The organism is Catellatospora bangladeshensis, assembly GCF_016862575.1.
GTDB lineage: Bacteria > Actinomycetota > Actinomycetes > Mycobacteriales > Micromonosporaceae > Catellatospora > Catellatospora bangladeshensis.
In genome coordinates this window covers 166,228-176,768 of sequence record NZ_BONF01000014.1, presented here as the reverse complement: position 1 = coordinate 176,768, position 10,541 = coordinate 166,228, and the positions used below count along the sequence as shown (strand labels likewise).

12 protein-coding genes are annotated in these 10,541 nt (G+C 71.7%); 4 read left to right on the top strand and 8 right to left on the bottom strand.

What is annotated here, in order from left to right:
• Positions 1–119: 119 nt before the first annotated feature.
• The 5 genes from Cba03nite_RS14605 to Cba03nite_RS14585 form a co-directional block, all read right to left on the bottom strand.
• Complete coding sequence (locus Cba03nite_RS14605; RefSeq protein WP_239125733.1) at positions 120–629, bottom strand: hypothetical protein; 510 nt, start codon at positions 627–629, stop codon at positions 120–122.
• Between the two features lie 84 nt (positions 630–713).
• Positions 714–1,031, bottom strand: a complete 318-nt coding sequence (locus tag Cba03nite_RS14600) for a hypothetical protein (protein ID WP_203746066.1) — start codon at positions 1,029–1,031, stop codon at positions 714–716.
• Positions 1,031–1,948 carry a pre-toxin TG domain-containing protein gene (locus Cba03nite_RS14595; RefSeq protein WP_203746065.1) on the bottom strand — a complete coding sequence of 306 codons (918 nt, stop codon included), beginning with the start codon at positions 1,946–1,948 and terminating at the stop codon, positions 1,031–1,033. Before Cba03nite_RS14595 ends, Cba03nite_RS14600 begins: the two co-directional genes overlap by 1 nt.
• A complete protein-coding gene (locus Cba03nite_RS14590; protein WP_203746064.1) occupies positions 1,945–3,165 on the bottom strand; it encodes a hypothetical protein in 1,221 nt (406 codons plus the stop codon). Before Cba03nite_RS14590 ends, Cba03nite_RS14595 begins: the two co-directional genes overlap by 4 nt.
• Positions 3,110–3,793, bottom strand: coding sequence for a DUF6789 family protein (locus tag Cba03nite_RS14585; RefSeq protein ID WP_203746063.1), 684 nt, complete (start codon positions 3,791–3,793; stop codon positions 3,110–3,112). The genes Cba03nite_RS14590 and Cba03nite_RS14585 overlap by 56 nt, the downstream gene beginning before the upstream one ends.
• Before the next feature lie 118 nt (positions 3,794–3,911).
• Here Cba03nite_RS14585 and Cba03nite_RS14580 point away from each other — a divergent pair, with 118 nt between their 5' ends.
• The 3 genes from Cba03nite_RS14580 to Cba03nite_RS14570 all read left to right on the top strand — a co-directional run bounded on the left by Cba03nite_RS14580 (position 3,912) and on the right by Cba03nite_RS14570 (position 5,772).
• Complete coding sequence (locus tag Cba03nite_RS14580; protein ID WP_203746062.1) at positions 3,912–4,343, top strand: Rrf2 family transcriptional regulator; 432 nt, start codon at positions 3,912–3,914, stop codon at positions 4,341–4,343.
• A 72-nt stretch (positions 4,344–4,415) separates the two neighbouring features.
• Complete coding sequence (locus Cba03nite_RS14575) at positions 4,416–5,150, top strand: NIPSNAP family protein (RefSeq protein WP_203746060.1); 735 nt, start codon at positions 4,416–4,418, stop codon at positions 5,148–5,150.
• Between the two features lie 76 nt (positions 5,151–5,226).
• The gene (locus tag Cba03nite_RS14570; RefSeq protein WP_203746059.1) at positions 5,227–5,772 is read left to right on the top strand and encodes a hypothetical protein; all 546 of its coding nucleotides are present in this window, start codon (positions 5,227–5,229) and stop codon (positions 5,770–5,772) included.
• A 60-nt stretch (positions 5,773–5,832) separates the two neighbouring features.
• On the opposite strand, the gene Cba03nite_RS14565 is transcribed toward Cba03nite_RS14570, so the two are convergent.
• The gene (locus Cba03nite_RS14565) at positions 5,833–6,453 is read right to left on the bottom strand and encodes a hypothetical protein (protein ID WP_203746058.1); all 621 of its coding nucleotides are present in this window, start codon (positions 6,451–6,453) and stop codon (positions 5,833–5,835) included.
• A 74-nt stretch (positions 6,454–6,527) separates the two neighbouring features.
• Positions 6,528–7,010 (bottom strand): pyridoxamine 5'-phosphate oxidase family protein, encoded by a 483-nt coding sequence (locus Cba03nite_RS14560; protein ID WP_203746057.1) that lies wholly within the window; start codon positions 7,008–7,010, stop codon positions 6,528–6,530.
• Between the two features lie 85 nt (positions 7,011–7,095).
• Between Cba03nite_RS14560 and Cba03nite_RS14555 the strand changes: the two genes are divergently transcribed.
• Complete coding sequence (locus Cba03nite_RS14555; protein WP_239125732.1) at positions 7,096–8,046, top strand: M15 family metallopeptidase; 951 nt, start codon at positions 7,096–7,098, stop codon at positions 8,044–8,046.
• A gap of 64 nt (positions 8,047–8,110) precedes the next feature.
• On the opposite strand, the gene Cba03nite_RS14550 is transcribed toward Cba03nite_RS14555, so the two are convergent.
• Positions 8,111–10,519 carry a CocE/NonD family hydrolase gene (locus tag Cba03nite_RS14550; RefSeq protein ID WP_203746056.1) on the bottom strand — a complete coding sequence of 803 codons (2,409 nt, stop codon included), beginning with the start codon at positions 10,517–10,519 and terminating at the stop codon, positions 8,111–8,113.
• Positions 10,520–10,541: the final 22 nt, after the last annotated feature.

The following is a 10,541-nucleotide window of genomic DNA, read 5'->3' as shown; positions in this document are numbered from 1 at the left end:
GGGTGCAGATCGGCAACGGCTGGGGCACGTTCAAGCACGTCATGTGAGGTGTTCCTCGCGGCGGCGGGCCGGTGCGCAGAGTGCTGCGCCCGGCCCGCGCCGGGATCGTCCTCGGCTGTTCAGCGCGGGACCTCGGCGGGCGCCGCACCCGTGACGCGAGACAGGTCCATGATCCAGTTCGTTCGCCAGGTCTGGCCCTCGTCGTACGAGAACGACTGCTGCCAGCGGGCCGAGTCCGCGCCGTCCGTGGTCCACTCGAAACGAACCCGCACCGGCAGGCCACCGAGAACGTCAGCGCAGTCGAACACGCCCCGCCCGTCGTGCCACGCTCCCTCGACGGGCGGGTCGAGGTGTCCAGGCCGACGGCTGGAAGCCCACCAGATCCGCCACACCTGCCGCTGAGGATCGAACTGCCGCAGCGTGAATCCCTCGAAGGGCTCCTCGCCGGGCGGTGACTCGGTCCAGATCCGGTCGACGTGGCCCAGACCTCCGAAGATCGGTTCTGCCTGCGCGTGGGCGTCGAACTCGACCCATTCGGTGCAGTCGGGGTCGGTGACCTCGCGCAGCTTGCGGTTGCGTACGAGCCATCGCCCGAAGATGAAGTCGAAGTCGGCACGTCCGTCGTTCATGATGATCATTCCTAGCGTTCGGCTGCAGGGCTGTCGCGATCATGCTGGCGACCACCGACAGAATGCGCCGAACGAGCTGCCGCCTCAGACGACGCCGTCAGTCAGGCGGATGAGTTCGCGCAGCAGGGTCAGCACTCCCGGCCGGTCGGGCACCGTGTCGGGCAGCTCCCGCTCGGCCCGCTCCACCAGCTCCGTGCGGATGCGGCGCAGCACCTCCGCCCGGGCGCCGGCGGGCAGGTCGTCCAGGCCCAGCCAGCCCAGGTTCGCCTCGACGATCTCGTGCATGTCGCCGGCCGCCGCGGCGTCCGGCAGCTCCTCGGCGAGCTTCTCGACGGTCCAGTCGAAGAGCCAGCCGGCGGCGGACCAGCGCCGGTCAGCGGTGACAGCGATCGTTCCGGACATCAGTTGCCTACCAGGAATGCTCGGGGGCCGAGGCCGTTGTCGGTGATGAACTTCTGCACCTTAGCGATCTGTTCCGGGGTGAACTGCGAGACGTCCACCGGCACATAGTCGGCCTTGGCCAAGTGGTCGACGATCCTGGTCTGCAGGTTGGGCCACTGCTGGTCGAAATGCCGGGACGGGAAGTTGCCCACCGCGTCGTAGGTCTTGCCGGTGGCGGTGTCGACCCAGTCCACGTTCGGGTTCGTGGACCGGCTCAGCTGTGCGCCGGTGGCGTCCTCGACCCGCAGCGCGGTCTCGCCCTCCGCCGCCCGATACCGGCCCGTTGCCGGATCCATACCCAGCTCGCGCATGCGAGCCTCCCGCGCGGCTTCGGCGGCCCGTTCGGCCTCGCGGGCACGTTCGGCCTCCCGGGCCGCCTCCGCAGCGCGCTCCGCCTCCCGGGCGGTCTCCGCGGCGCGCTCCGCCTCCCGGGCGGCCTCCGCGGCGCGTTCGGCGTCGCGAGCCGCGTCGGCCGCGTCGGCCACCCGGTCCGCAGCCCGGCCCACGTCGGCGATGTCGTCGATCGCGCGGCTGCCCTTGGACACCGCCGCGGCGACGCCCGCGGCTCCGCCGATCACGGGGATGATGCCGAGCAGGCGCTCCCACCAGGCCAGCTCCTGGCCGGTGACCAGGTCCTTGCCCGTGACCGCTTCGATCACGCCTTTGACCGTGCCGACGACGGGCACGAAGTCGAGCCCGACGCTGAGCAGGACCCCGAACAGCACGGACAGGCCGACGAGCGCGGCCAGTGCGGCCCGGGCGGTGTAGTAGCAGTCGGACATGCTGCCGCAGTTGTCCGCGTACGCGGCACCGGGCAGCAGCAAGACGACGGCCGTGACGGCCGCCGCGGCGGCTGACAGGCGGATGAGGGTCCTCATCGCGGCTCCTCGGCTCGGGGGATGCCGGCCGGCGCGGCGGTGCGTGCGGCCTCGCCTCGGGTGTGCGGGCTGAGCAGGGTCACCAGCACCGCGGCGACGACGGCCAGCAGCAGGAACGGCAGGAAGCTGGTCTGGTCCAGGAACAGGGGCACGACCAGCGCGCCGAGCAGGTAGACCGGGACCATCGCGACGACCAGGCGCACGATGCGGGGGATACGGGCGAGGAACCGGGCGTAGGCGCCGAAGTCGATCGGCATCAGCGGGCTGGTGATGAGCTGGGCACCGGCCAGCACGAGGAACGCCAGCCCCGCCTGCCACATCGCGGAGTACAGGCCGGACAGCAGCGCCGTGAGCAGCAGGGCGCGGGCCGCCAGGCGCAGCACCAGCGGCACCCGTGCGGCCAGGGGCACGATTCGCTCCGCAGTGCGGAACCGGTTCTCCAAGGCGGTCATCCGGTCCGGTGTGTCCCGGCCGATCGGCGCGGCGAGCACCGCTTGCACGGCCGCGCGGGCGACGGTGGCCGCGATCGCGAGCGCGACGATCCAGCCACCGCTCTCCTGTGTGGTGGACATCGCCTCGACGGTCGGGATGGCGTCGGCCCACACGAACACCGGCCGCACGAGCAGCGGCGCGGACTGCGTCCACACCCAGACCAGCAGGCCGGAGATGACGACCAGCGCGCCGACGCCGACCAGTGCACGCACCGCCCGCGGGACCGAGGGCGGCAGCATGAACTCGGCTGCGAACGACTTGGCCGCCAGCGGCACCCCGACGGCGAGCATCCCGAACAGGGTGTACGTCAGCAGCTGGGAACCGAGTTGAGCGGGAAGGTCCAGCAGGCCGTCGGTGCGATAGGTGCTCCACTGCGGGTGCTCGCCCAGGACCAGGTCGCCGAGGGCGAACCCGAGCGTCAGGTAGCTGCCCAGCGCACCGCTGAGTGTTCCGACGACGGCGGCGAGCAGCAGCAGCCAGAGGGCTTCGGTGAACACGTACTCGAATCCGGGATGCAAGGCTCCGACCAGCAGCCCGAGCAGGAACATCACGGGCGGTGCGGCGAGGCCGAGCAGCGGGCGGGCGGCGAGGTAGAGCCCGTCGACCGCGGCGGTGGCCAGCCCGGCCGACAGTTTCCGCAATGCCAGTGGGACGCCGACCCAGATGAGGTCAGCGGCTCTGGTCAGCGGGTCGGGCGGGTTCGCCGGAAGAGGTGTCGCCGTCATGTTCTCTCCATCGGGAGCTGGTGAGCAGGTGGCGGGCGAGCCAGCCCAGGACGATGCCGTAGGCGAGGTGGCCGGTGATGCTCACCGACAGGAACTCTTCGAGTGCCTTCAGGCCGAGCCAGCCGGGGTACACCGACACCATGAACGACTCCAGCACCAGCGCCCACACGATCGCGGGCCAGATGCCGCGGCGCCCGAAGGCGACGGTGTACGCGACACCGAAGGCGATGCCGTTGCACAGGTGGAACGCGACGCCGAGCCAGAACACCCACGGCCCGGACTGGTCTTCGCCGGCCAGCGCCAGGCCGAACAGCCGCCATGCCTCGAACGGGCGCAGCTTCAGCCCGGCGAACTCGACCAGGGCGATGCGGACGGCGTCGTAGGCCAGCGTCGCGGCGAGTCCCGCGACGGCGCCGACGGCCATCCGGCGTAGCACGCGTGACCTGCGCGGTTCGGGCAGTCTGCGGATGACGGCGGTGGCCACGACCACCGCGGCGAGGCCGAGGCTGAGGAACGTCCAGCGCAGTGACACCCCGGAGAGGATGTAGACCAGCAGCGCCGCCCCGCTGGCGAGGAAGACGGCCGCGACCGTCCATTCCGGTCGGAAGCCGCGGCGGCCTGAAGTCACCGGCATACCGTAGGGACTGATCGACACCGATGGCACGCACTGTCGCGCAGCCGACAGCGCGTATGTCGGCTTGACTCGCCCCCTGTTGTAACAGAAACTGTTGCGACAAGGAGGGGTGATGGCGGCGAACAGCAGGCTGACGATCGCGGCGCACGCGCTGGCGTGGATGGCGCTGTCCCAGCAGCGTGGCCAGGACCTGCTGACCTCGGATCAGGTCGCCGCCAGTGTGAACACCAACCCCGTGATCATCCGGCGCAGCCTCGGTGACCTGCGCCGGGCGGGCCTGGTCGACGTGCGCCACGGCGCCGGGGCGGGCTGGAGCCTGGCCCGTTCGCCCCAGGACATCACCATGCTCGACGTGTACGACGCCGTCGAGCAGGATCCGCTGTTCGCCATGCACCGCACCGAACCCAACCTGGAGTGCCCGGTCGGCAGGGGCATCCGGCCCGCGCTGGGCGGGGTGTACGGCGAGATCGAACAGGCGCTGCGGCGCGAGCTGCAGCGCACGACGATCGCCGACGTGCTCCGGGAGACCCTGCGGGTGCGCTAGCCGAGGACCGGGCCGGCGGCTCGTCGCGCCCTTTGATGTAACAAGATTTGTTCCAGAAGTGGGAGGCGATTCATGCAGGGCTCGCAGAACTCGGTCGTGGAGCTGCGGCAGTACACGCTGCACCCCGGCCGGCGTGACGTTCTGATCGATCTGTTCGACCGGGAGTTCGTCGAGACACAGGAGGCGGCCGGCATGACGGTGCTGGGCCAGTTTCGCGACCTGGACGATCCCGATCGGTTCGTCTGGCTGCGCGGGTTCGACGGCATGCCACGCCGCGCTCAGGCGCTGGGCCGCTTCTACGGCGGGCCGGTGTGGAAGGCGCACCGGGACCAGGCCAACGCCACGATGATCGATTCCGACGATGTGCTGCTGCTGCGACCGGTGGCGGCAGGCTCCGGATTCCCGGCCCCCGCCACGCCACGGCCTCCGGCCGGCCGCACGGCCGCCCCGCCGTCACTCGTGCTGGCGACGCTGTACTACCGCGACCGCCCGTTCGACGAGGCGTTCGTGGACTTCTTCGACCGCCGGGTGCGCCCCGTGCTGGCCGAGACGGGCGCGGCACCGCTGGCGTGCCTGCAGACCGAACACGCCGACAACGACTTCCCCGCCCTGCCCGTACGCACGGGCGAGAACGTGTTCGTGTGGTTCGCGCGCTTCGGCGGCCCCGCCGACCTGGACGACCACCAGCGTCGGCTGCGCAGTTCCGCCCGCTGGCAGGAGCAGGTGTGGCCCGCCTTGTCGGCGATGCTCTCGGGTGCCCCGCAGCAGTTGCGGCTGGCCCCGACCGCCAGGTCGCTGCTGCGCTGAGGATGCGGACGCGCAGCCCGGGACGGCCTGGCGCTCTATCTAGTCTGTTCCATGTATCGCTGCCAGACTCTATGCCGTGGACACGGCGGAAGTGATCATTACGACGCTCGGCGGCGCGTTCTCGGCGACGCTGGGCGTTCTCGTCGGTGGTGTGGTCACCCGCCGGGCGCAGGAGCGGCATTGGCTGCGCGACAGGCAGCTGCGTGCGTACGAGGAGCTGTTCGCGCAGTACGCCCGGTTCATGATGGCGCTACGGCGAGCACACCTGGACCGGTCGCCGGTCGACATCGACTGGGGTGCCTGGAGTGTCTCGCTCACCTCGGCGAGCCTGGTGGCGCCGCTGGGCGTGGCGCAGGCGATCGACAGGTTCGGCAACGCCGTCGGTGTCTTCCTCGACGCGGTGGGGACCCGTGATCCGGTCGGCAACCCGGTGGACGAAGCCATACTGACCGAGGCTTCGCGTCCGGCGGCCGCGGCGCACCTGCTCCTGCTGAACGCGATCCGCGGGTCCATGGGGCGCTCACTGCGCGAGTTGCCGTTCTACCTCGGCGGCACGCTCGGCCCCCATCCCGAGGGGACGGCGTCGCGGCGCGACCCGGTCACGCAGGTCGACGGCGCCTGAAGGACGTGCCGCGCTCCACCACCCTGCGGTCCCGCCCGCATGCGGGATCGCAGGGCGGGTTCACCTGCGTGCCCCTCCGGGGCCGCCGAGCAGCCGGTGCACGTCGTCGAGGTCGGGCACGTCCCCGACCAGGGCCGCGACGTGGGCGACGATCGCCGGCCGACCCGGGTGCCGCAGCCACCGCTCGGGCGCCTCCCGCAGCAGCGTACCGGCCGGTCTTGCCCAGTTCGTGACGCTGAACCAGCCCTCCGCGGCCCGGTAGGCCGCCTCACCGCCCATCAGCGGCGCCAGCCGCATGACAGCGCCCTGCAGGTGGTCGTCGGCGGCCTCCGGATCCGGCAGCTTCTGCCCGCCGCTGGCCCAGTGCCAGGCGTCCCGGAACCGCCAAGCCTGCTCAAGCGAGCGCAACAGGCCGTCGGCGACCGGCACGACCAGCGGATCGGGGTGCGCCCCGAGCTCGACCAGCGACCCGCACAGGATCGAGAACCGGCCACCGGCGCCGACGCTCAGCCCGCTCAGCAGCCACGCGCACCGTTCGAGCGCGGCGGTGACGTCATGCGGCGAGGCCTTCTGCGCGGCGGTCCACAGGCCCATGGCCGCCTGTTCGAAAGCGGCCGGATCCGCGGCCGCCTCGAGTTGATCGCAGTACTTGTCGACCCTGTGCCGGGCGCCGAAAAACATTCGCGGATGCTACCGCCCGGCGGCACCCGGCGCACCTGACCGGTTTGTCGCGGTGCCGGGCAGGGGCGCGCCGGTCAGAGGGACACCGCCACCCGGTGGTCGGACGTGCGGCCGTGCAGCGGGCACGGCCGGCTTGACGCGTGCGGGCAGAGCATGAAGTGCTCGGTCACGGTCGCCCGGTACGCCCGGTACGAGCCGGGAGGGCGGAAAGCCTCCGGTCCCTTGCCGAACGGCGCGGCGCCCAGGTAGATCTCCAGACCCCGGTCCAGGTCGGTGCCGGTCAGCTCGCACGCGGTGGCGGCCATGTACACCGCCTCGTCGTCGCCCGGCTGCTGCTGCGAGTCGAACACGACGATGCCGACCCGGGGCCGGACCGCGATGTTGCGGACCTGCGTCGCCTCCGGTGAGGAGATCCAGTAGAACGTCGAGTACCCGTCGGCCACGTAGAAGACCGGTGAGGCCCAGGGATCGCCGTCCGTGTTCGCGGTCCCCAGCGTCATGAAGCGGTTGCCGTCGATGATCGCCCGGCCCTTGGCCTCCAGAACTCCGGTGTCCATGCCGAAACCGTACCGTCGTCGCCGCGGCGGCGCCCGGGAAGACTGTGCCAGGCCGTTCACCAGGAAAAACGCTATTCTTGTCGAAATGTGCACCCCCGAAGGCTCCTCGCCGAACGCCCGTACCGAGATCCGCACGGCGGCCGGTTCCCGGCGCCGCGGCGGCGGGCGGTTGGCAGGCATGCTGGCCGCCGCCGTGCTGCTGGGGTCCGCCCTGACCGGGTGTTCGAGCGCGGCGGCCAGCCCTGAAGCGGACAAACCGGCACGAACATCCGCTCCTTCGCCGATAGCGCCCACCGAGTCACGAAGCCCCGAGCCGGCCCGTGTCGGGAACGCCACCGCCGCGCCGTCCTGGCTGGGCACGCGCGTGCTGCCGGTAGGGCCGCAGGGGACCGCGGCAGCCCGGCAGACCCCGCCTGAGCTGCGTAACCGGTCGATCATCACCGCCGACGAGCTGCCGCCACCGGCGGACGGCCGCTTCCACGCCACCGTCCAGGCGGTGCCGGCCGACGTCCTCGCCCGGTCCAGCTGGACGAAGAACTGCCCCGTCGCCGCCTCCGACCTGCGCTACCTCACGGTCGTCTTCCGCGGCTTCGACGGGCGCGCCCACACCGGCGAGCTGCTGGCCAACGCCCGGGTGGCCGACGACCTGGTCACCGTGTTCAAGCGGCTCTTCGCCGCAGACTTCCCGATCGAGCGCATGCGGATCTCCAGCGCCGCCGCACTGAACGCGCCGTCGACCGGCGACGGCAACACCACCGAGGTGTTCGCCTGCCGGCCGGTGCGCGGGAAGAAGGGGTGGTCCCAGCACGCCTACGGCCTCGCCGTGGACCTCAACCCGTTCCAGAACCCGTACCGCAAGGGCGAGGTCGTGCTGCCGGAGCTCGCCACCTCCTACCTCGACCGGGCCGACGCGCGGCCCGGGATGGCGCAGCCCCGCGAGGAAGCCGTCCGGGCCTTCGCGGCGATCGGCTGGGGATGGGGCGGCGACTACCGGTCGCTGAAGGACTACATGCACTTCTCCGCCACCGGCGGCTGAGTCTGCGGCGACCCCGCGCCGACCGCTGTCGAACGGTCGGCGCGGGGTCGCGCCCAGGTCGTGCTCACGCGCCCAGGGTCAGCGTCCAGGTGTCGATCCGGCCGACGTCGGCGGCCGCCGCGTCCTGTACGCGCAGCCGCCACGTGCCGTTGGCGGCCTCGCCCGACAGGTTCACGGTGTAGGTCTGGTGGATGTCGTCGGCGCTGCCGCCGGAGCGGTTGCTCAGCGAGTAGCTCGTCCCGTCCGGTGCGACCAGGCTGACCACGAGGTCACCGCGGTACGGATGGACGATGTGCACCTCCGCCGCCGACGACGCCGAGGCCGTCCCCGGGCAGCCGCTGATGGTGATCGTGCTCTCCACCGCCGCGCCCGCGTCCGGGATCGCCACATCGGCCGGGTTGGTCGCCTTGCAGCCGCCCGCCCCGTTGACGGTGAGCGTGTAGACCGCGGTGCGGGTGGCGCCGGTGCCCGTACCGGTGATGGTGATCGGATAGGTGCCCGGCGCGACCGCCGCCGTGGTGCTCAGGGTCAGTGCCGAGCTGCTGCCCGCCGTCACGGCCGACGGGTTGAACGACGCGGTCACCCCCGTCGGCAGCCCGGACGCCGACAGGGCCACGCTCTGCGCGGAGCCGCTGGTCACGGTCGTGGCGACCGTCGCGTTCAGCGTGCCGCCCGGGTTGGTCGCGCCCGCCGCCGGGGACAGGGAGACCGCGTAGTCGTTGCCGGTGGACAGGCCCGTCTGCGCGATCGTCAGCGTGCCGGCGACCGGGTTGAGCCGCAGCACGGCACCGGCCGGCGGGCGCAGCGTGTAGTCGTAGTCGGTGGAGATCACGACGAGGCCGATGCGGTGCCCGGCCGCGAACACGTAGTCCCTGGGCTGCATGGCGAAGTTCAGCGTGTACTCCGTGCCCTGGACGACCTTCTCGCTGGTGGCGCGGCTGTTGCGGTTCTGCGGGTCGATCCAGCCGCGGGTGACGATCACGGGGGTGGTGCTGGTGCCCGTGCCGCCGTAGTCGACCAGCAGCGCGGTGACGTTGGCGTCGTTGCGGTTGGTGACGGCGAGCCGGAGCGAGACCCGCGGCGACCCGGTCAGCGTGACCGCGCCGGCCAGGTTGCCGGTCCGGTAGACCAGCCGGCTGCCGCTGGCGCTGTCCGGGCTCGCGACCAGCGTCGTCGCGGTGCTGGTGCGGCCGTTGTCGGTGAACTGCTGTGCCGAGGTGCCGGCCGGGGTGCCGAGGGTCAGGCCGCCGGGCGCGGTGGCCGAGGTCGCGTCGAGCTTGAACACGGCCTCGGTGGCGGCGGGGTTGGGCCAGTCGGTGTACTGGCGCCAGGTGCCGTCCTTGAACTGCACCTCGGCCCGGGGCGTGGTGAGGATGCCGTTGTCGACGCCCTTCAGGAAGTACTCGAACCAGCGCTCGACCGTCGCCCTGTAGTCCGTGCGGGAGGTCGTGCCGTGGCCGCCGTTGTGCAGCCAGATCTTGCGGGGCACGTCGGCGGCCCGCAGCGCGTCCCACCACTGCGCGTAGTGCTGGCCCTTGACGTTCCAGTCGGCCTGGCCGTGGATGACGAACACGCCCGCGGTGACCTTGTTCGCCTTGCCGACGTAGTCCCGGTCGGCCCAGAACTGCTTCCAGTCGCCGGTGATCCGGTCCTGGTCGGCCTCGATCTGGTTGATCCGGCTCGTGCAGTCGGTGCGGTCGAGCACGGCACGGGCCAGCACGTCGGCGTCCTCGCCCTGGTATCCGCCCGGGGCGACGACGAGCCCGTTGGCCCGGTAGTAGTCGTACCAGCTGGAGATCGCCGAGATCGGCACGATCGCCTTGAGCCCGGCGACGCCGGTGGCGGCGGCCATGTTCGGCAGCGTGCCGTTGTACGAGATGCCGATCATGCCGACGTTGCCGGTGCTCCAGGACGCCGTCACCTGGGCGCCCGAGGCGCTGAAGCCGCGGGCGCGGCCGTTGAGCCAGTCCACGACCGCGGTCGTGGCCAGCGTCTCCTGCATGTCCCCACTGGTCGGGCAGCCCTCCGAGGCGCCGGTGCCGAGGCTGTGGCCGAGCACGACCGCGTACCCCTTGGGCACGAAGTAGTCGTCGTACCAGTCGGGCAGGTCCGGCACCGGCCTGGCGACACTGACACCTGCTCCGGCCGCCGGCGGTATGCCCAGCGAGAACAGGCTCTCCTGCGGCAGGGCGCTGACGTTCACGCCGTGGTTGGCGGCGTTGGCAAGGCCGTTGCGGTACGGACTCTGCTCGAACACGACGGGGAACGGCCCGCCCGTCGACGGCCGGGCGATGTCGATGGCGATCCGGTCGAGCCGCCCGTCGCCGTTGGAGTCCACGCTGGACTCGACGTATACCCGCTCCTCGATCTGGGCGAGCGCGGCCTGCGGAGCCGCGCTCGCGCCGGCGGCCGGCACCGGAGCGGCGGCTGCGAGCAGCGCACAGATGAGCGTGACGCGGTGGGGTAACCGCATGTGGCTTCCTTCCAGGGGTGTC

Coding starts and splice junctions, on each gene's coding strand:
- Cba03nite_RS14605 (WP_239125733.1), bottom strand. CDS start 629: ATGAACGACGGACGTGCCGACTTCGACTTCATCTTCGGGCGATGGCTC.
- Cba03nite_RS14600 (WP_203746066.1), bottom strand. CDS start 1,031: ATGTCCGGAACGATCGCTGTCACCGCTGACCGGCGCTGGTCCGCCGCC.
- Cba03nite_RS14595 (WP_203746065.1), bottom strand. CDS start 1,948: ATGAGGACCCTCATCCGCCTGTCAGCCGCCGCGGCGGCCGTCACGGCC.
- Cba03nite_RS14590 (WP_203746064.1), bottom strand. CDS start 3,165: ATGACGGCGACACCTCTTCCGGCGAACCCGCCCGACCCGCTGACCAGA.
- Cba03nite_RS14580 (WP_203746062.1), top strand. CDS start 3,912: ATGGCGGCGAACAGCAGGCTGACGATCGCGGCGCACGCGCTGGCGTGG.
- Cba03nite_RS14575 (WP_203746060.1), top strand. CDS start 4,416: ATGCAGGGCTCGCAGAACTCGGTCGTGGAGCTGCGGCAGTACACGCTG.
- Cba03nite_RS14565 (WP_203746058.1), bottom strand. CDS start 6,453: ATGTTTTTCGGCGCCCGGCACAGGGTCGACAAGTACTGCGATCAACTC.
- Cba03nite_RS14560 (WP_203746057.1), bottom strand. CDS start 7,010: ATGGACACCGGAGTTCTGGAGGCCAAGGGCCGGGCGATCATCGACGGC.
- Cba03nite_RS14555 (WP_239125732.1), top strand. CDS start 7,096: ATGTGCACCCCCGAAGGCTCCTCGCCGAACGCCCGTACCGAGATCCGC.
- Cba03nite_RS14550 (WP_203746056.1), bottom strand. CDS start 10,519: ATGCGGTTACCCCACCGCGTCACGCTCATCTGTGCGCTGCTCGCAGCC.